The organism is Hydrogenophaga intermedia, from assembly GCF_000723405.1.
Lineage (GTDB): Bacteria > Pseudomonadota > Gammaproteobacteria > Burkholderiales > Burkholderiaceae_C > Hydrogenophaga > Hydrogenophaga intermedia.
On the sequence record NZ_CCAE010000016.1, the window covers coordinates 21,227 to 39,725 of the forward strand.

16 protein-coding genes are annotated in these 18,499 nt (G+C 68.0%); 9 read left to right on the top strand and 7 right to left on the bottom strand.

What is annotated here, in order from left to right; all coding sequences use genetic code 11:
- Nucleotides 1-55: 55 nt before the first annotated feature.
- Nucleotides 56-619, bottom strand: a complete 564-nt coding sequence (gene ahpC / locus BN948_RS11455; protein WP_035621730.1) for an alkyl hydroperoxide reductase subunit C — start codon at nucleotides 617-619, stop codon at nucleotides 56-58.
- Between the two features lie 388 nt (nucleotides 620-1,007).
- Here ahpC and BN948_RS11460 point away from each other — a divergent pair, with 388 nt between their 5' ends.
- Complete coding sequence (locus BN948_RS11460) at nucleotides 1,008-3,239, top strand: catecholate siderophore receptor Fiu (protein ID WP_009520368.1); 2,232 nt, start codon at nucleotides 1,008-1,010, stop codon at nucleotides 3,237-3,239.
- Between the two features lie 81 nt (nucleotides 3,240-3,320).
- Here the strand turns inward: BN948_RS11460 and ppk2 are convergent, their stop codons facing one another.
- Both ppk2 and BN948_RS11470 read right to left on the bottom strand, forming a co-directional pair.
- On the bottom strand, nucleotides 3,321-4,232 hold the full coding sequence (gene ppk2, locus BN948_RS11465; RefSeq protein WP_009520369.1) for a polyphosphate kinase 2: 912 nt from the start codon (nucleotides 4,230-4,232) through the stop codon (nucleotides 3,321-3,323).
- Nucleotides 4,233-4,322: 90 nt separating this feature from the next.
- Nucleotides 4,323-5,510 (bottom strand): MFS transporter, encoded by a 1,188-nt coding sequence (locus BN948_RS11470; protein ID WP_009520370.1) that lies wholly within the window; start codon nucleotides 5,508-5,510, stop codon nucleotides 4,323-4,325.
- Nucleotides 5,511-5,609: 99 nt separating this feature from the next.
- Between BN948_RS11470 and BN948_RS11475 the strand changes: the two genes are divergently transcribed.
- From BN948_RS11475 to BN948_RS11490, 4 genes are all read left to right on the top strand, one after another.
- Nucleotides 5,610-6,527: a LysR family transcriptional regulator gene (locus tag BN948_RS11475; protein WP_009520371.1), complete on the top strand. Its 918-nt coding sequence runs from the start codon at nucleotides 5,610-5,612 to the stop codon at nucleotides 6,525-6,527.
- A gap of 100 nt (nucleotides 6,528-6,627) precedes the next feature.
- Complete coding sequence (locus BN948_RS11480) at nucleotides 6,628-8,331, top strand: cation:proton antiporter domain-containing protein (RefSeq protein ID WP_009520372.1); 1,704 nt, start codon at nucleotides 6,628-6,630, stop codon at nucleotides 8,329-8,331.
- 44 nt (nucleotides 8,332-8,375) lie between these two features.
- Nucleotides 8,376-8,705 carry a hypothetical protein gene (locus BN948_RS11485; RefSeq protein ID WP_009520373.1) on the top strand — a complete coding sequence of 110 codons (330 nt, stop codon included), beginning with the start codon at nucleotides 8,376-8,378 and terminating at the stop codon, nucleotides 8,703-8,705.
- A 91-nt stretch (nucleotides 8,706-8,796) separates the two neighbouring features.
- Nucleotides 8,797-10,119, top strand: coding sequence for a hemolysin family protein (locus BN948_RS11490; RefSeq protein WP_009520375.1), 1,323 nt, complete (start codon nucleotides 8,797-8,799; stop codon nucleotides 10,117-10,119).
- Nucleotides 10,120-10,282: 163 nt separating this feature from the next.
- On the opposite strand, the gene BN948_RS11495 is transcribed toward BN948_RS11490, so the two are convergent.
- Genes BN948_RS11495 through BN948_RS11510 form a run of 4 tightly spaced genes read right to left on the bottom strand, consistent with a single transcriptional unit; the run spans nucleotide 10,283 to nucleotide 14,531 of the window.
- A complete protein-coding gene (locus tag BN948_RS11495; RefSeq protein ID WP_009520376.1) occupies nucleotides 10,283-11,359 on the bottom strand; it encodes a maleylacetate reductase in 1,077 nt (358 codons plus the stop codon).
- Nucleotides 11,360-11,376: 17 nt separating this feature from the next.
- Entirely contained in the window at nucleotides 11,377-12,237 is an 861-nt protein-coding gene (locus tag BN948_RS11500) for an NAD(P)-dependent oxidoreductase (RefSeq protein ID WP_035621733.1), read from the bottom strand.
- Entirely contained in the window at nucleotides 12,234-13,598 is a 1,365-nt protein-coding gene (locus tag BN948_RS11505) for an amidohydrolase family protein (protein WP_009520379.1), read from the bottom strand. The genes BN948_RS11500 and BN948_RS11505 overlap by 4 nt, the downstream gene beginning before the upstream one ends.
- Before the next feature lie 9 nt (nucleotides 13,599-13,607).
- On the bottom strand, nucleotides 13,608-14,531 hold the full coding sequence (locus BN948_RS11510) for an NAD(P)-dependent oxidoreductase (RefSeq protein WP_009520381.1): 924 nt from the start codon (nucleotides 14,529-14,531) through the stop codon (nucleotides 13,608-13,610).
- Between the two features lie 135 nt (nucleotides 14,532-14,666).
- On the opposite strand from BN948_RS11510, the gene earP reads away from it, so the two are divergent.
- The 4 genes from earP (at nucleotide 14,667) to BN948_RS11530 (ending at nucleotide 18,235) form a co-directional block, all read left to right on the top strand.
- Entirely contained in the window at nucleotides 14,667-15,713 is a 1,047-nt protein-coding gene (earP, locus tag BN948_RS11515; protein WP_035621752.1) for an elongation factor P maturation arginine rhamnosyltransferase EarP, read from the top strand.
- A 105-nt stretch (nucleotides 15,714-15,818) separates the two neighbouring features.
- Nucleotides 15,819-16,373: an elongation factor P gene (efp, locus tag BN948_RS11520; RefSeq protein ID WP_009520383.1), complete on the top strand. Its 555-nt coding sequence runs from the start codon at nucleotides 15,819-15,821 to the stop codon at nucleotides 16,371-16,373.
- A gap of 76 nt (nucleotides 16,374-16,449) precedes the next feature.
- A complete protein-coding gene (locus tag BN948_RS11525) occupies nucleotides 16,450-17,328 on the top strand; it encodes an AEC family transporter (protein ID WP_009520384.1) in 879 nt (292 codons plus the stop codon).
- A 16-nt stretch (nucleotides 17,329-17,344) separates the two neighbouring features.
- Nucleotides 17,345-18,235: an LOG family protein gene (locus tag BN948_RS11530; RefSeq protein WP_009520385.1), complete on the top strand. Its 891-nt coding sequence runs from the start codon at nucleotides 17,345-17,347 to the stop codon at nucleotides 18,233-18,235.
- Nucleotides 18,236-18,499 lie beyond the last annotated feature (264 nt).

An 18,499-nucleotide genomic window follows, 5' to 3' on the forward strand; every position in this document is an offset into this window, starting at 1 on the left:
CGCGGCGCCCAAGGTTCAACGCAAAACCCTCAGGGGGTTTCAGCGCATGGGGCGATCAGATCTTGCCGACCAGGTCCAGCGAAGGGGTCAGGGTCTTGGCGCCGTCGTTCCACTTGGCGGGGCACACCTGGCCGGGGTTCTTGGCCACGAACTGGGCGGCCTTGAGCTTGCGCAGGGTTTCCTTCATGTCACGCGCGATGGCGTTGTCGTGGATCTCGGCGGTCTTGATCACGCCATCGGGGTTGATGATGAAGGTGCCGCGCAGCGCCAGGCCCTCTTCCTCGATGTGCACGCCGAAGGCGCGGGTCAGGGCGTGGATCGGGTCACCCACCAGCGGGAACTTGGCCTTGCCCACGGCGGGCGAGGTCTCGTGCCACACCTTGTGCGAGAAGTGCGTGTCGGTGGTGACGATGTACACCTCGGCGCCCAGCTTCTGGAACTCGGCGTAGTTGTCAGCCGCGTCTTCCACTTCGGTGGGGCAGTTGAAGGTGAAGGCAGCCGGCATGAACACCAGCACCGACCACTCGCCACGCAGGCTCGCGTCGCTCACGGGCACGAACTTGCCGTTGTGGAAGGCCGTGGTGGAGAAGGGTTGAACGGTGGTGTTGATCAGGGACATGGGAACTCCTGGTTGCGGTTGAAGGGAATGGGAGGAACGGTGACGGCGTTGAACACTGTTCGACGCGACAGGGGTAATCATAGTCGATAACTATGGATGATGCGGATTAATAGTCTTTATCCGCTCCATAGGGATTTTTGTGCTTTGCAGCACGAATGACGCCTGCGGCTGTCACGGGCAATCGGTAAGCCCGAGCGGCTGTTGATGTGCCAACGCAACAAAATGTGAAGAAAAATCGCACGAGATGTTAATGAGAACGGTTTTCATTAGCAATAATCTCGCCCGCAGCCAGCCACCGACCCAGCGCTCCCCCCTCGTGCCCAGCGGCACTTGCGCGCCGTGATGAGGAAGCCAGCCAGCCGACTCACCACTGCCTCAAGGACCCAACATGGCACGCAAGCACCGCCGCTCCTCCCGCCCTTCCGCCCAACTCCTCGCCCTGCTGGCCGTCGCCGTGCCCGCCGTCGGCATCGCGCAGACCAGCCCGTCGAACACGCTGCCCACCGTCACGGTGAAAGAGGCGCCGGAGGTGCCGTACAAGGCCGACGAGTCGGCCAACCCGAAGTTCACCGCGCCCTTGCTCGACACACCCAAGACGGTTCAGATCATCAAGAAGGAAGTCATTGAGGAGCAAGGCGCCATCACCCTGATGGAAGCGCTGCGCAACACCCCTGGCATCACCATGCAGATGGGTGAGAACGGCAACACCTCCGCCGGCGACACCTTCCAGTTGCGCGGCTTCTCGCTGCAGCAATCCACCTTCGTTGACGGCATCCGCGACCTGGGTGCCATCACACGCGACACCTTCAACCTCGAGCAGATCGAGGTCGTGAAGGGCGCCGCTGGCGCCGAGACCGGCCGGGGCGCCGCGTCCGGCTTCCTGAACCTGGTGACCAAGCAGGCGCACCTGGGCGATGAGAACAGCGCCTCCGTCACCCTGGGCACGGCCAAGCGCAAGCGCGCCGCCGTGGACCTGAACAAGCAGCTCGGCAACGAGTCCGCCATCCGCATCAACGCGATGGTGCAAGACAGCGGCGTGGACGGCCGCGACTACGTGGAAAACACCGGCCAGGGCCTGGGCCTGTCCTACGCGACCGGCCTGGGCACGCCCACGCGCATCCACCTGTACAGCCAGCACATCCGCCAGAAGAACGTGCCGGATGGGGGCATTCCGTCGATTGGTTTCGAAGGCTTCTTCAACGCCACTCCCGCCGTCCGAAACGCCCCCAAGGTCGATCGCGAGAACTACTACGGCAGCGTGAACGACCGCGAGAAGGTCGAGGCCGACATGCTCACCGCCAAGGTCGAACACGACCTCGGCGCGGGCACCACTGTGCGCAACATCACGCGCGTCGGCAAGACGCACATGGACCGCACGCTCACTGGCATCAACGCCATCACCACCACCGGCAACGGCGCGGTGCTGGCGAACCCCTTGACCTGGAACATCAGCCGCTCGCGCCAACGCGTAGACCAGGAAAACGAGATCTTCGCCAACCAGACCAGCGTGAACACCGAGTTCAACGCGGGCGGCCTGGAGCACTCGCTGGCGGCCGGTGTGGAACTGCTGCACGAGAAGCAGACGTCCTTCACCCATTCGACCGTCACCCCCGCCGGTGCTGTCACTTTCGCCAACCTGTACAACCCAAACCCCTACGACGTGGTGTCGCAGTTCGGGCCACGCACGGGAGCCAAGTCCGGTGGCACCACCAACACCATCGCGCTGTACGCCTTCGACACCGTGAAGTTCAACGAGCAGTGGTCGCTCACCGGAGGCCTGCGCCTGGACCGCTACAAGCTGCGCACGCGCGCCAACGACGCGGCCGGCGTGCTCACGACGGCGCTTGACGATTCGCGCACGCTCAAGAGCTGGAGCCTGGGCACTACGTACAAGCCCGCCGAGAACGGCAGCATCTACGCGGCCTACGCCACCTCGGAAACCCCACCCGGGGGCAACAACTTCACGCTGAGCTCGCAGGACAACAACCAGAACAACGCCGCTCTGGACCCACAGGAGACCAAGTCGATCGAGCTCGGCACCAAGTGGGATCTGCTCAACAAGCGCCTCAACGTCTCGGCCGCGATCTTTCGCATCGAGAACGACAAGCAAACCTCGACCGACCCCGTCACCAACACCGTGCAGCAGTTCGGCAAGACGCGCGTGCAAGGCTTCGAACTCTCGGCGGTCGGCCAGATCACCAACTTCTGGCAAGTCAGCGCCGGCCTGGCCAAGACCAGCACCAAGCAGATCGATCAGCGCAGCGGCACCAACGGCGCCACGATCACCGACGGCGTGCGCTGGTCGCCCGACCTGACGCTGACGCTGTGGACCTCGTACCAGCTGGACAAGTGGACGATGGGCGTCGGCACGCGCTACGTGTCGGAACAGAAGCGCGTGATCAACGGCGCCAACCCCGCAACGCAGAACGTGCCCAACATTCCCTCCTACTGGGTGGCCGACGCCATGCTGGGCTACCAGATCAACGACAAGGTCAGCCTGCGCCTGAACGTCTACAACCTGTTCGACGAGGAATACCTCTCGGTGCTGAACAACGGCGGCTCGCGCCTGGCGCTGGGCACGCCCCGCTCGGCCATGCTGACGGCCAACTTCAAGTTCTGACCGAACCGGAGAATCCAAGGAATTACCGCCAGGCCACCCGCCTGGCGGTTTTTTTTTTTGCCCGCGCGCCGGGCGCGGTGCTCAGTACACCTCGGGCACGTAGATCTCGCCCGGCACCTGGTGGCGGCGGTAGCCCTCGTGGCGAATGCGCTCCGGCAGCGTGATGCCGGGCCGCTCCACCTCGTGGTATGGGATGAGCGAGAGCAGGTGGTGGATGCAGTTCAGCCGCGCCGTCTTCTTGTCATCGGCTGGCACCACCCACCAAGGCGATTCGGGGGTGTTCGTGCGCGCCAGCATCTCTTCCTTGGCCTTGGTGTAGAGCTCCCAGCGGCGGCGGCTCTCCAGGTCCATGGGGCTGAGCTTCCACTGTTTGAGTGGGTCGTGGATGCGACCGAGGAAGCGCGCCTCCTGCTCCTCGTCGGAGATGGAAAACCAGTACTTCACGAGCTGGATGCCCGAGTTGACGAGCATCTTTTCGAACTCGGGCACTGTGCGGAAGAAGGACTCGAGCTGCTGGTCGTCGCAGAAGCCCATCACGCGTTCGACGCCGGCGCGGTTGTACCAGCTGCGGTCGAACAGCACGATCTCACCACCCGCAGGCAAGTGCGTGACGTAGCGCTGGAAGTACCACTGCGTGCGTTCGCGGTCGTTGGGCGCGGGCAGCGCCACCACGCGGCACACGCGCGGGTTCAGGCGCTGGGTGATGCGCTTGATCACGCCGCCCTTGCCGGCCGCGTCGCGGCCCTCGAACACCACCACCAGCTTGTGGCCGGTGCTCACCACCCAGTCCTGCAGCTTCACCAGTTCGGCCTGCAGCCGGAACAGTTCGCGGAAGTAGACCCGCCGCGCCTCGCGGCGCTGGGCGGCGGCTTCGGGATCCGCCTCCTCGTTCGGGTCGCGGTCCTCGATCTCCATCTCGAGTTCCTCGTCGTAGCCGTCCATGAGGTCGTCACTCAGGCGGCGCATCAGGTCGTCGTTGTGGTTCATGAGCATGGCGCAGTCCTTTTTCCTACCGAACAGGCCAGTATTGCCCCGATGTGTGACGTTCACATGACATTCACGTGAATGCCCCCGGGGTCAGCGCTATGCCCGCCAGCGCCACAGCGCCGCGCCCAGCGCGCTGCTCACGCCCAGCAGGGCGACAGCCGGCCAGCCCCAGTGCGCCCACAACAGCGACCCGAGGACCGACCCGCCCGCCATGCCCACAAACATGGCCGTGATGAGGATGGCGTTGAGGCGGCTGCGCGCAGCGGGGTCCAGGCCGTAGACGGTGCTCTGGTGCGCGATCAGCGAGGCCTGGAAGCCGAAGTCAAAGCCGATGGTGCTGAGGACCAACAACAGCAATGCCCCTGACATCGGCAGGAAGTCCATGCCCAGCATGAGCGCGTAGGCCAGGGCGGCCACGCCGGTGCCCATGAGCACGACGCGGCGCGGACCCACCCGGTCGGACAGCCGGCCCGCGATGGGCGCCGCCAGCGCGCCCGCCGCCCCGGCCAGGCCGAAGGCGCCCGCGGCACCGCTGCCCATGCCGAAGCGCGCGTGCAGCATCACGGCCAGGGTGGACCAGAACGCGCTGAAACCCAGGCCCAACAGGGCCTGGGCGACGGCGGCCCGGCGCAGCAAGGCATGCTGGCGCCACAGCCCGGCCATCGACTTCAACAAATCGCCATAAGGCAGGCGCGTGGTGGGCGCAAAGGCCGGCACCCGCCATTGCACCGCCAAGGCCAGCAGCAGCAGGCTGGCGGCCGCGAAGCCGAACATGGCCCGCCAGCCCAGTGCCTGCGTGACCAGGCCGCTGACCACACGCGACAGGAGGATGCCCAGCAGCAGGCCGGTCATCACCGCGCCCACGGCTTTGCCCCGCTGGTGCTCGGGCGCCAGCGAGACAGCCGCCGGCACGAAATCCTGTGCGGCCGTGGCGGCCAGCCCGATGAACAGGCTCGCAACCAGCAGCACCGGAACATTGGGCGCCAGGGCACAGACCAGCAGCATCACCGCCAGCAGCATCGACTTCACCAGCATCACGCGGCGTCGGTCGAAGCGGTCGCCCAGCGGGGCGAGCAGCAAGATCCCGGCCGCATAACCCAGTTGCGTGAGGGTGGGCACGGCGCCGATGGCGCCTTCGCCCACCTGCAGGCCACGCGCCAGATCGGGCAGCATGGGCTGGCTGTAGTAGATGGAGGCGACGCTGAAGCCTGCGCCCGCGGCGAGCAAGGGGGCAAGCCCGACCGGTGTGCGGTTCAGGTCATGCGTGGCGGGAATGGAAGTCATGACGTGCTTTCGAGGCCATTTCGGCGATGGACCGCATTGTTCCCATGCGAATGTCGGTCGGATAGACTGCAAGGCGAACAGGCTTCATACGTCCTGCGCATGAAAGACACCCGACTCGCCATCGACCGCATCGAACTGCTGCAGACCTTCGTGCGCATCGTCGAGAGTGGCAGCCTCTCGGCCGCGGCCGAGCGCCTGGACACCACGCAGCCCACGGTGAGCCGGCGCCTGCAGGCGCTGGAGCGCCACTTCGGCGTGCGCCTGCTGCGGCGCTCCACCCACGCGGCCACGCTCACGCCAGATGGCGAGCGCTGCCTGACCATGGCGCGCTCGCTGATCGACGAATGGGACGCCATGCAGGAAGAGCTGCGCGGCTCGCGGCTCGCGGCCAGCGGCACGCTCAAGGTGCAGGTGCCGCACGCGCTGGGGCAGGAACAACTGGTGGCGCCACTCGCCCAGTTCCTGCGCGCGCACCCCGAGGTGCGCGTGGAGTGGCTGCTGGGCGACCGCCCCCCCGATTTCGCGGGCGAAGGCATCGACTGCGCGGTTCAGGTCGGCGAGGTCACCGACCCCAACGTGGTGGCGGTGCCGCTGTACGAACTGCCCCGCATCGTGATCGGCGCGCCCGCCCTGCTCGGCCGCCACCCGCCCCGCACGCCCGAGCAGTTGCGCGAGCTGCCCTGGCTGGCGCTGCAGACCTTCTATCGCGACCGCGTGGTGCTGCACCCCGTGGGTGGCGGCACGGCGCAGCGTTTCGACATCCGCCCGCGCCTGCGCACCGACAGCCTGTACGCGCTGCGCAGCGCGGTGCTGGCGGGCCTGGGCGTGGCCATCGTCTCGGCCTGGCTCGTCACCGACGACTTGCGCGACGGCCGCCTGGTGCACCTGGCGCCCGGCTGGCGCGCCGAGCCGCTGCCCGTGCAACTGGTCTATCCCCCCGCGCGCTTCCAGGCCGCGCGGCTGCGCCGCTTCCTGGAGGTGGTGAAGGCCTACGGCCAGTCGCTCGCGGCACGCTGAACGATCGAGCCTGCCACGTGCATGGACCCCGCGTGAAATTGCGCGACACTCGGTGCACCCCTGTCGCCAGCAACCCCACCTGCTTCACCTCGACACCCGCATGCACGACAACCTTGCCCTGATCAACACGATAGCCGCCGGCCTAGGACTGGCGCTGATCCTGGGGTTCCTCTGCGCGCGCGTGAAGCTGCCAGCCCTGGTGGGCTACCTGTTGGCCGGCGTCATCATCGGCCCCTACACGCCCGGCTTCGTGGCCGACACCGAGATCGCCTCGCAGCTCGCCGAAATCGGCGTGATGCTGTTGATGTTCGGCGTCGGCCTGCACTTCTCGCTCGACGACCTGCTGTCGGTGCGCAAGATCGCCCTGCCCGGTGCCGTGGTGCAGATGGTGGTGGCCACGTTGATGGGCATGGCCATGGCCACCTGGTGGGGCTGGGACATCGGGCCCGCGCTGGTACTGGGCATTTCCCTGTCGGTGGCCAGCACGGTGGTTCTGCTGCGCGCGCTGGAAAGCCTGGGCATCCTGGGCTCCATCACGGGGCGCATCGCGGTCGGCTGGCTGGTGGTGGAAGACCTGGCCATGGTGCTGGTGCTGGTGCTGCTGCCACCGTTGGCGGGCTTCCTGGGCGGCACTGCGCCCGACAGTGGAGGCGCGCAGTCGGTGGGCGCCGCACTGGGCATGACACTGCTGCGCGTCGGTGCCTTCGTGGCGCTCATGCTGCTGGTGGGGCGCAAGCTGTTTCCCTGGCTGCTCTGGCAGGTCACGCGCACCGGCTCGCGCGAGCTGTTCACGCTGTGCGTGGTGGCCGCGGCCCTGGGCATCGCCTTCGCCTCGGCCAAGCTGTTCGGCGTGTCCTTCGCGCTGGGCGCCTTCTTCGCCGGCATGGTGCTGCGCGAGTCCGAGTTCAGCCACCGCGCGGCCGAGGAATCGCTGCCGCTGCGCGACGCCTTCGCGGTGCTGTTCTTCGTCTCGGTGGGCATGCTGTTCGACCCGTACGTGCTGATCGAGGAACCGGTGCACGTGCTGGGCGTGGTGGCCATCATCGTGGTGGGCAAGTCGCTCGCCGCGGTGGCGCTGGTGCTGCTGATGCGCTACCCGCTGCATACCGCGCTCACCATCTCGGCCAGCCTGGCGCAGATCGGCGAGTTCTCCTTCATCCTGGTGGGCCTGGGCGCCCAGCTCGGCCTCATGCCCGACGAGGGCCACAGCCTGGTGCTGGCCGGCGCGCTGATCTCCATCGCCATCAACCCACTGCTGTTCAGAGCCATCGAGCCGCTGCGCGCACTGATGCGCCAGCACTCGCCGTTGATCCGCCGCCTGGAGGCGCGCGATGACCCGCTGGCCGAACTGCCACGCAGCACCGAGGCCAAGTACCTCTCGCGCCAGGTGGTGCTGGTGGGCTACGGCCGCGTGGGCCGGCGCATCGCGCAGGCACTCAAGGCCGCGGGCCAGCCCTTCGTGGTGGCCGACCAGAACCGCGAACTGGTGGAAGCCCTGCGCGCCAAGGGCGTGGCCGCGGTGGTGGGCAACGCCGGCGACCCGGAGGTGTTGATCCAGGCCCACATCGCGCAGGCGCGCATGCTGGTCATCGCCACGCAGGACACGCTGTCGCTGCACCAGATGATCGAGACCGCGCGCACGCTCAACCCCGAGATCCAGATCGTGGTGCGCTCGCACAACGAGGACGAGGCCGAGCGCATGCGGTCAGCGGGCGTGGGCACGGTGTTCCTGGGCGAGGCCGAGCTCGCACACGCCATGGCGCGGCACGTGCTGGCACCGCCCCCGCTGGAGAAGGCGCACTGAGCGGCGACCGCGCCCGAGCGGCCGCTCCGTACAATGCGTCCTCTATGCGCCGCTGGCTCATCGCGCTGTTTGCCTGCCATTTCCTGCTGGGAGTGATCGGCTTCGGCATACCGGATCACATCGTGGACGTGCCTCGCGCGGCCGACGCGCTGATCGACCCCGCGTCGAACGACCCGCTCGCCAAAAGCCAGAAAGGCCTGGCCGACCTGGAACACGCACTGGGCGATGAACTCCCCGATCTGCCCGACTCCCTGCAACGGCGCGCGACGCCGCCGTTGTCGCATGTGATGACGCCGGCGCGGGCGCCCACGAACGTGGGGCTCATGCCCTGGCCGCTACTGGACGCGCCGTTTCGTCCACCCCGGCGCGCCTGAGCGCACCGTCTCTTCCAGCCCCGTCCGCCATCGAGCGCTGCCGCCTGTGCGCTGCGCCGCGGACGGCCCGGCCCTTGCTCGAATCACCCCCATGGAAATTGCCTTACTGATCGCGCTCATCCTCCTCAATGGCGTCTTCGCCATGTCGGAGCTGGCGCTCGTGACCGCGCGCAAGGCGCGCCTGCAAAAACTCATCGACGAGGGCGACGGCGCGGCCGCCGCGGCCGTCAAGCTCGGCGAAGACCCGAACCGCTTCCTCTCCACCATCCAGATCGGCATCACCTCCATCGGCGTGCTCAACGGCATCGTGGGCGAGGCGGCGCTGGCCGGCCCCCTGGCGCTGTGGCTGCAGACCCTGGGCGCGCCGGTGCAGGCCAGCCAGTACGGCGCGACGGCGCTGGTGGTGGTGGTCATCACCTACTTCTCCATCGTGGTCGGCGAACTGGTGCCCAAGCGCCTGGGGCAGACCTACCCCGAGGCGCTGGCCCGCCTGGTGGCGCGGCCCATCGACTGGCTGTCCAAGGCCACCAAGCCCTTCGTGATGCTGCTGTCGGTGTCCACCCGCGCGCTGCTGCGCCTGCTGGGCGTGAAGGAAGGCAATGTCAACGCGGTGACGGAGGAAGAGATCCATGCGATGCTCGCCGAAGGCACCAGCGCGGGCGTGATCGAATCGCACGAGCACGCCATGGTGCGCAACGTGTTCCGCCTGGACGACCGCCAGATCGGCTCGCTCATGGTGCCGCGCAGCGACGTGGTGGTGCTCGACCTGGAGCAATCCTTCGAGGTGAACATGGCGCGCGTGGAAAGCAGCGAGCATTCGCGCTTTCCCGTCGTCAAAGGCAATCTGGGCAACCTGCAGGGCGTACTGAACGCGCGCCAGTGGATGGCGCAGGCCCTGCGCGGTGCAGCGCGCGAGCTGGCCGAGCAGCCGCTGCAGCAACCGCTGTATGTGCCCGAAACCATCACGGGCATGGAGCTGCTGGACAACTTCCGCCTCTCCGACGTGCAGATGGCCTTCGTGATCGACGAGTACGGCGAGCTGCAGGGCATCGTCACGCTGCAGGACCTCATCGAAGCCATCACCGGCGAGTTCCAGCCGCGCGACCCCGAGACCTCGTGGGCGATGCAGCGCGAGGACGGCTCCTGGCTGCTGGACGGCCACATCCCCGTGCCCGAGCTGAAGGACCGGCTGAACCTGGACAGGGTGCCCGACGAGGAGCGGGGCCGCTACCACACGCTCAGCGGCATGCTGATGCTGCTGACGGGCCGCCTGCCGCGCGTGGGCGACTGCGCCACCTGGGAGGGCTGGCGGCTGGAGATCGTGGACATGGACGGGCGCACCATCGACAAGGTGATGGCGACGAAGTTGCCGATCGATCCGCCGGCGGTCGAGGGGGATCGCTCCGACGGGTGATTTTTCAGGGACCCGTTGCAGGCCCCCGCTTCTGGTAGCCCAAGGCCACTGGGTGCCCTGCTCCGCGAATGTCCCCCGGGCGCTGCGCGCCCTCCTCCTTTATTTCGCTGCGCAGGGCACCCAGTGGCCTTGGGCAGCGGAGGTGCAGGCAGCGCACCAGGGTTCAAGCGGGCCGCGCGCCTTCCCAGGCCGCCTGCAACAGCGCGCGGATCGCCCTTGCCTCCAGTGGCCGCGGGTTCGGGTACTGGTTCTGCAAGGCAATCTCGCAGGCCTTGTCCAGGTCTTCGGCCTTCATGCCGATGTCGCGCAGCGCCACGGGCGCGCCGTTGGCCTTCGCCAGATCGAACACCGCCTGCGCGGCCTGGCCGCTATCAGGGCTGTCACTGCGGCCCAGCGCACGTGCGATGCGCCGCATGGCCTGCGGCGCGGCCGCCGCGTTGTAGGCCAGCGCGTGCGGCAGCACCACCGTGTGCGTTTCGGCGTGCGGCAAATTGAAGCTGCCGCCCAGCGTGTGGCAGAGCTTGTGGTGCAGCGCCATGCCCACCGAGCCGAGCACGATGCCGCACAACCAGGCGCCGTAGAGCGCGTCACCGCGCGCGTCCACGTCTTGCGCATTCGCCACGATGCGCGGCAGCGCACGGCCAATGGCGGCGATGCCCTCTTCCGCCATCAGATCAATCACCGGGTTGCCTTCCACCGAGTACAGACCCTCGGCCGCGTGCGCGATGGCGTTGATGCCGCTGGTCACGCTCAGACCCACCGGCAGCGTGAGCGTGAGCTCCGGGTCATAGATCACGCTCTGCGGCAGCACCTTCAGGTCCTTGCCCGTCTTCTTCAGGCCGGCTTCGGTGATGCCGTAGATCGGCGTCATCTCCGAGCCCGCGTAGGTGGTGGGAATGGCCAGGATGGGCAGGCCCGAGTCGAGCGCGATGGCCTTGCCCAGGCCGGTGGTGGAGCCGCCACCGATGGCCACCGCGCAGTCCGCGCCCAGTTGCCGCGCCACCTCGCGCGCCTCGCGCGCGGTCTCGATCGGCACGTGCATCACCGCGCGATCGAAGATGCCCGCCGCGCGATCACCCAGCAGTTGCGCCACGCGTTCGGCGCTGGCGCGCTGCTCGGGCGTGCACAGCACCAGCGCGCGCTGCGCGCCCATGGCCTGGATGGCCTGCGGCAGTTGCGCCAGCGCCCCCGCGCCGAACACCACGCGGCTGGGCAGGCCCTGATAAACGAACGGTCGCATGCGGTCTCTTTCCTTCTTCAATCGGTGCGCAAGCCAGAGGCGCGCTGCAGAACCCGGATGATGGCCGCGTAGTCCAGCTCCGCATCGCCCTGCGCCTGCGCGGCCGACATGAGCTGGCGCGTGGCCGCCGTCTGCGTCAACGGTACCCGCAAGCGCGCGCCTTCACCGAGGATGAGGTCGATGTCCTTGTTCATCTGTCCCACGGTGAAGGTGGGCGTGTAGTCGTTCTTCGAGAGCTGCACGCTCTTGGCCTTGACGATGGGCGAGGCCACCGCGCTGGCGCCGATCACCTGCCACATGTCATCCCACGCCAGGCCACCCTTCTGCCCCAGGCTCAGGGCCTCGGCCAGCATCGCGCTGGTCTGCGCGATCATGAGGTTGACCACCAGCTTCATCAGCCGCGCCTCTTCGGCCTCGCCCAGCCAGAATTGCGTGGGCCCCCAGCAGCGCAGCAGGGGCAGCAGGCGCTCGTGCAGCGCCTTGGGGCCCGAGGCCATCACCGTGAGTTGCGCCGCCTCGGCCATGTGGTTGTTGCCCGAGACGGTGCAGCGCAGGCTCTGCACACCGGCACGCGCACAGGCCTCGGCCACGCGGGCCGAAGCCTCGGGCGACACCGTGCTGGTATCCACCCAGGCCGAGCCCTTCATCGCATTCGCGGCCACGCGCTCAACCACCGCGAGCAGCGCGCCATCGTGCGGCAACGAGGAGACGATCACCTCCGCCGCGGCAAGGCCGTCGCCGGCGTCCAGCCCGGCCTTGCGGGCCAGGGCCAGGCGCTCGGCCGAGGGGTCTTCCACCGAGACGCTGTGCCCCGCGGCGAGCAAGTGGCGGGCCATGGGCAGGCCCATCTTGCCGACGCCGATGACGTGAACCTTCATGCCGTGACTCCGTTCGATGCGCCGATGCCCATGGCGCAGGTGATCTTCTCGCCCGAGGCGCGCAGCGCCGAGAGCAAAGGGGGCAGGTCCACGCCCACCAGTTGCCCGGCGCGCTTGCGCCACTGGCCGGCGACCATGACCGAATCGATGTTGGCCAAGGTGGCCTGGAACACCACCGCGCTCACCGGGTCGTGCACGGGCTGCATGTTCAGCGCGTCGGCGCGGATCAGCACCAGGTCGGCCTGCTTGCCCGGGGCCAGGGTGCCGATGCGGTGCGACTGGCGCAGCATGCGCGCGCCCTCCACCGTGATCCAGGCCAGGGCCTCGCGCGTGGTGATGGTGGAGGTGTCGGGGATGGTGCCGTGCGCAGCGCGGTGGGCCACGTTGTCCAGGCTGCGCTGAATGCCCAGGGCGATGCGGGCCTGGCTGATCATGTCGCCGCTCATCACACTCTCCAGGTCCACGCCCAGCGAGGGCGCGCGGCCCAGTGCGCGCAGCCGGCCCGTGAGCGGGTGGCCGTGGCCCTGCGACATTTCGCTCTCGGCCGCGGCCGAAAAGCTCATGCCGAGGTCACAGAAGCGCTTGAGCTGTTCATCACTGAGCGCGTGGCCGTGCACGATGTTGATCTGCTCGCCCAGCAGGCCCAGCGCCTCCAGCCGCTCCCAGCCGTCGGGCGTGCGCGCCGGCCCACCGCCCTGGTGCAGCGATGCGATGAGGCCCAGCTCCTGGGCCATGCGGAAGTCGTGCACCGCCACGTCCAGCGTGCTGTAGTGCGGGCCCAGCACGGCGGCGTGGATCTCCAGCAGCGGTTTCCCCTGGTGGGCCTTGAGCAGGCGCTCCACCTCCGCGCGCGGGTGCGGCACTTCCCAGAACGGCGTCTGGCCGGGCTTGGGGTCGGGCTTGGGCGTGCCATGGAAGAAAGCGGCTCGGATGCCCGATTGCAGCAAGGCGTCGACCGCCGCGTCGTTGTGCGCGGGCGTGGGGTTGTTGTGGCACCAGTCCACCAGCGTGGTGGTGCCGCAGTTGAGCTGGTTGAGCGCGCCCACCAGCGTGGCGATGCGCAGGTCCTCGGGCGTGAACACCGTGGCCAGGCCCGCGTGCATGTTCTTGAAGTACTGCAACAGCGTCCAGTTGGCGGCCACGCCGCGCAGCGCGGTCTGCCAGGTGTGCATGTGGGCGTTGACGAAGCCCGGCACCAGGATGCAGCCGCTGGCGTCAACGACCTGCGCATCGTCCACCGACAGTTGCGGGGCGATGGCCTCGATGGTGTCGCCCGACACCAGCAGGTCGCCGACGGGCAGGTCGCCCTGCGCGTCCATGGTGACGATGGACGCGCCTCGGATGTGGGTGCGCTGTGCCATCGCGCCGCCTCAACTCGACAGCCCGTCGCCGACGTCGACGTTCAGCGGCGCGATCGTCAGGCCGGCGTCGTTCGCGGTCTCCTTCAGCAGGATGGCGAAGTCCACGTCCTCGTGTCCGCGGCCCACCAGGCGCGCGATGCTCTCGCGCGTGGCCGCCGCCGAGGGCATGGGCACGCCGTGCGCCTTGCCCGCGCCCAGGCCCAGATCCATGTCCTTGAGCAACAGCTTGGGCGTGAAGGTCACCTGCTCGAAGCTGAGCTTGGTCAGCACCGGCGTCTTGTAGCGCGTGTACATGCTGCCCAACACCGAGTCATTGATGCTCTCCAGGAACACGTGGCGCGGAATGCCGGCCTTCTCGGCCAGCACGGTGATCTCGCACAGGCTCTGGATGATCACGCCGAACATGGTGTTGTGCGCGATCTTCCAGACGCGCGCGAGTTCGCCCTCGCCCACCCACATGGTCTTGCGCGACATCGCGGCCAGGTAGGTCTCGTTCGTGTCGTACAGCGCCTTGGGCCCCGATGCCACCACCAGCAGCTTGCCGGCCTTGGCCACCTTGGCGTTGCCCGAGACGGGTGCGCAGAGGTAGGCCACGCCCATGCCTTCGAGCTTCTCGCGGATCTGGGCCGAACCTTCCTGCGAGATGGACGAGCTGTCGATCACGGTGCGCGGCTTCTTCGCACCCGTCATCACGCCGCCGTCCCCGAACAGCACCTGCTTGAGGTCGTCGGTGGTGGAGACCATGGTGAACACGGTGTCGCAGCCCGCCAGATCGAGCTTGCTGTCGACGACTTGCGCGCCGTACTCGGCCAGCGGCTCGGCCTTGGCCCGCGTGCGGTTCCACACCTTCACACCATGCCCGGCCTGCAGCAGCTTCTTGACCATGGCCTCGCCCATGCGGCCCAGGCCGATCCATCCCAGTGATTGGCTCACGTGCTTGTCTCCTCTTGTGGTTCGCTAAGGGCGCCGAGTGTGTCCACCCACCCGGCCTCGCGGCAACCCGGCACGCGGAAATCAGTTTTTCAAGGGTCGGTCGGGCCGTGCGCCGATGCGGGCATGATCGAGCGCATGAGCGAGGCCCGCACCTGGGACATCTTCTGCCGCGTGATCGACAACTACGGCGACGTCGGCGTCTGCTGGCGCCTGGCCGCGCAACTCGGCGCGCGCGGTCAGGCCGTGCGCCTGTGGATCGACGACGCCGCACCCCTGGCCTGGATGGCCCCCGAGGGCGCGCCCGGCGTGAGCGTGCTGCCCTGGCGTGAACCGTTCGACCTGCAAGGTGTGGTGCCGGGCGAGGTCTGGATCGAAGCCTTCGGTTGCGAGCCGCCCGAGGCCTTCGTCGCCGCGCGCACCACCGAGCCCGCGTGGATCAACCTGGAGTACCTGAGCGCCGAGGTCTGGGTGGAGCGCTGCCACGGCCTGCCTTCGCCCGTGATGAGCGGGCCGGGCAAGGGCCTTACCAAGCGCTTCTTCTACCCGGGCTTCACCGAGCGCACCGGCGGGCTGCTGCGCGAGGACGATATCGCGGCGCGGCAGGCCGCGTTCGACCGCACGGCCTGGTTGAGCGCGCATGGCCTGCCCACCGATGGCCGGCGCGTCGTGCTGTTCGGCTACGAGCCGCCCAGCCTGGGGGCGGTGATGGCCGAAGCCGAAGCGCACTGGCTGGTCACGCCGGGCCGATCGGGCGCCGCCGCGCAGGGCCTGCCGCTGGCGCCCGGCGCCACGCGCCACGCCCTGCCCTGGCTCGACCAGCGCGGCTTCGACGAGCTGCTGTGGAGCGCCGACCTCAACCTCGTGCGCGGCGAGGACTCGCTGGTGCGCGCCCTGTGGGCCGGCCAGCCCTTCGTCTGGCAGATCTACCCCCAGCACGACGACGCCCACCACGCCAAACTCCAGGCCTTTCTCGACTGGCTGGACGCACCCGCCAGCCTGCGCGCCTTCCACCACCACTGGAACGGTCTGCCGGGTTCGCCATCTGCGCCCGCAGCCCCTGTCTGGCCGGGCTGGGACGTGGTGACCGGTTGGCGCGACACCGTCCGGGCCGCCCGCCAGCGCCTGCTCGCCCAACCCGATCTGGCGACGCAGCTGAGCGAGGTAGTGGAGCGAAAACGGTAAAATGTCGGGTTTAGCGACAAACCCGCAACCCGGGCCCGGTCCATCCACCGCAGATGCCGGCCCCTCGCCCGAACCGCCGGGCGATCCCTTCAACGGAACTCCCTCATGAAAATCGCCCAAGAAATCCGCGCCGGCAACGTCATCATGCACGGCAAGGACCCGATGATCGTCCTGCGCACCGAGTACGCCCGCGGCGGCCGCGGCGCCGCCACCGTTCGCATGAAGCTCAAGGGCCTGCTCGGCAACATCGGCACCGAAGTCGTCTTCAAGGCCGACGACAAGATGGACCAGGTCATCCTGGACCACAAGGAGTGCACCTACTCCTACTTCGCCGACCCCATGTACGTCTTCATGGACACCGACTTCAACCAATACGAGGTGGAAGCCGAGAACATGGGCGACGCCCTGAACTACCTGGAAGACGGCATGGCCGTCGAGGTGGTGTTCTACGACGACAAGGCCATCTCGGTGGAACTGCCCACCAGCGTGGAACGCGAAATCACCTGGACGGAACCCGCCGTCAAGGGCGACACCTCGGGCAAGGTGCTCAAGCCGGCCAAGATCGCCACCGGTTTCGAGATCCCCGTGCCGCTGTTCGTCAGCCAGGGCGACCGCATCGAGATCGATACGCGCACCGGCGAATACCGCAAGCGCGTCTGATCGATCGCATCACTGTCGCAAGACACGAAGGGCTCCACACGGAGCCCTTCTGCATTGAACGCCCCGCACGCGCAGCATGGACCTGATCGCCCGCATCGCCGACATCATCATCCCGGTGTTCCTGATCGTGGCCATCGGCTACGGCTATGCGCGCCGGCGGTCCATCGATCTGCACAGCTTCAACCGCATCGCGCTGGATGTGCTGGCGCCGCTGCTGGTGTATTCCGCGCTGGCCTCGCGCGACTTCGTCATCGGCGAGTACGTGCCGCTGCTCATCGGCGGCACGGTGATCATCCTGGCCAGCGGGCTGGTGGCCTGGCCGCTGGCCAAGGCCTTCGGCGCGCAGCCGCGCACCCTGGTGCCGGTGGTCATGTTCAACAACTGCGGCAACATGGGCCTGCCCCTGGCGTTGCTGGCCTTCGGGCCGGCCGAGTTCGGCGCGGCGGTGGCGCTGTTCTCGGTGAGCAACCTGCTGCACTTCTCGCTGGGCGCGCGCATCACCAGTGCTGCGGCGCGCACGCGCGACCTGCTGCTCAGCCCCCTGATGATCGGCACCCTGCTCGGCTTTCTCAGTGCCTTCACCGATGTGCGCCCGCCGCCCGTGGTGCTGTCGGGCCTGAAGCTGCTGGGCGACGCCCTGCTGCCCATGATGCTGTTCGCGCTGGGGGTGCGCCTCACGGCGCTCACCCGCCAGGGCATGAAGCTGGGCTTGCTGGGTGCGCTGGCGCGTCCCCTCATCGGCCTGGCCATCGGCATTCCGCTGGCCTGGGCCATGGGGCTGGAGGGTGCGGCGCGCAGCCAGTTGCTTCTGTTCGCGGCCTTGCCGCCCGCTGTCATCCAGTTCATGCTGGCCGACCGATACCATCAAGAGCCCGAGACGGTGGCCGCCTCCATCATGGTGGGCAATGCGCTGGCGGTGGTCTTCGTGCCACTGGCGCTGGCCCTCGGCCTCTGAACCGAAAGACAAGAACATGCCCCAAGCCAACACCACCGAAGCCGATCACGACATCACCGAACGCCGCCTGGCCGACGCCTGGGCGGAGTTGCAGGCCCATTCGGACAGCGGCAACCCCTTGCTGGCCGACGCTTACCGCCTGGCCTTCGCCGACCCCGAGTTCCTGCTGCGGCGCGAGACGCGGGGCATCCGCATGCAGTTGGAGATGCTCAAACCCGACCTGGCGCAGCAGCAACTGGGCATCGAGAACACCATCGTGGTGTTCGGCAGCGCGCGCTTTCGCGAACAGGCCGAGGCCGAGGCCGGCCTGCGCGCGGCCGAGGCCGCGGGCGAGCCCCGCGCCATCGCCAAGGCGCGTGCGCTGGTGCGCAACGCCCACTACTACGACCGGGCGCGCGAGTTCGGGCGCATCGTGGCACAGTACAGCGCGCACTGCCCCGAGAGCGAGAAGCTGTTCATCTGCACGGGCGGCGGCCCGGGCATCATGGAAGCGGCCAGCCGGGGCGCGCACGACGAAGGCGCGCTCAACGTGGGCCTGAACATCGCGCTACCCCACGAGCAGTCGGCCAATCCGTACATCACCTCGCAGCTGAGCTTCAAGTTCCACTATTTCGCGCTGCGCAAGATGCACTTCATGATGCGCGCGAAGGCACTGCTGGCCTTCCCCGGCGGCTTCGGCACGCTGGACGAGCTGTTCGAGGTGATCACACTGGTGCAGTGCAAGAAGTCCAAGCCGGTGCCGATCCTGCTGTACGGCAGCGACTACTGGAAACGGCTGATCAATCTGGAGGTGCTGGTGGAGGAAGGCACGATCTCGCCCGAAGACCTTCAGCTCTTCCAGTACGTGGACGACCCGAAGGTGGCCTGGGAGGCGATCGTGAAGTTCTATCAGTTGCCGGTGGGTTAACGCCTCTCGGGCTTTCGGGCTTTTGCGGCACGCCCTCGCGTCGGCTTCAATCGCAGACCTCGCGCTGACGGCTGGCGTGGTCCGCGTTCTCCGGCCCACGCTCGCGCAGAGGCGCCCGAGCGCTGCACCGGAAATCGGGAGCCCCTCAATTGGGGTCAGAGCCCCTCAATTGGGGTCAGATTCCAATTAGTCGCCGCGTGAAGGGAAGTCCGGTCTTCTTTGGCTGGCCAGTGCGCTACTGGGGTCGATGGTGTGGGTGCCCGG

Excerpts from the sequence above, each read along its gene's own strand:
- BN948_RS11480 (WP_009520372.1), top strand. The coding sequence starts at position 6,628 with ATGCACGACAACCTTGCCCTGATCAACACGATAGCCGCCGGCCTAGGA.
- BN948_RS11470 (WP_009520370.1), bottom strand. The coding sequence starts at position 5,510 with ATGACTTCCATTCCCGCCACGCATGACCTGAACCGCACACCGGTCGGG.
- BN948_RS11475 (WP_009520371.1), top strand. The coding sequence starts at position 5,610 with ATGAAAGACACCCGACTCGCCATCGACCGCATCGAACTGCTGCAGACC.
- BN948_RS11485 (WP_009520373.1), top strand. The coding sequence starts at position 8,376 with ATGCGCCGCTGGCTCATCGCGCTGTTTGCCTGCCATTTCCTGCTGGGA.
- earP (WP_035621752.1), top strand. The coding sequence starts at position 14,667 with ATGAGCGAGGCCCGCACCTGGGACATCTTCTGCCGCGTGATCGACAAC.
- ppk2 (WP_009520369.1), bottom strand. The coding sequence starts at position 4,232 with ATGCTCATGAACCACAACGACGACCTGATGCGCCGCCTGAGTGACGAC.
- BN948_RS11460 (WP_009520368.1), top strand. The coding sequence starts at position 1,008 with ATGGCACGCAAGCACCGCCGCTCCTCCCGCCCTTCCGCCCAACTCCTC.
- efp (WP_009520383.1), top strand. The coding sequence starts at position 15,819 with ATGAAAATCGCCCAAGAAATCCGCGCCGGCAACGTCATCATGCACGGC.
- BN948_RS11530 (WP_009520385.1), top strand. The coding sequence starts at position 17,345 with ATGCCCCAAGCCAACACCACCGAAGCCGATCACGACATCACCGAACGC.
- BN948_RS11495 (WP_009520376.1), bottom strand. The coding sequence starts at position 11,359 with ATGCGACCGTTCGTTTATCAGGGCCTGCCCAGCCGCGTGGTGTTCGGC.
- BN948_RS11525 (WP_009520384.1), top strand. The coding sequence starts at position 16,450 with ATGGACCTGATCGCCCGCATCGCCGACATCATCATCCCGGTGTTCCTG.
- BN948_RS11505 (WP_009520379.1), bottom strand. The coding sequence starts at position 13,598 with ATGGCACAGCGCACCCACATCCGAGGCGCGTCCATCGTCACCATGGAC.
- BN948_RS11500 (WP_035621733.1), bottom strand. The coding sequence starts at position 12,237 with ATGAAGGTTCACGTCATCGGCGTCGGCAAGATGGGCCTGCCCATGGCC.
- BN948_RS11490 (WP_009520375.1), top strand. The coding sequence starts at position 8,797 with ATGGAAATTGCCTTACTGATCGCGCTCATCCTCCTCAATGGCGTCTTC.
- ahpC (WP_035621730.1), bottom strand. The coding sequence starts at position 619 with ATGTCCCTGATCAACACCACCGTTCAACCCTTCTCCACCACGGCCTTC.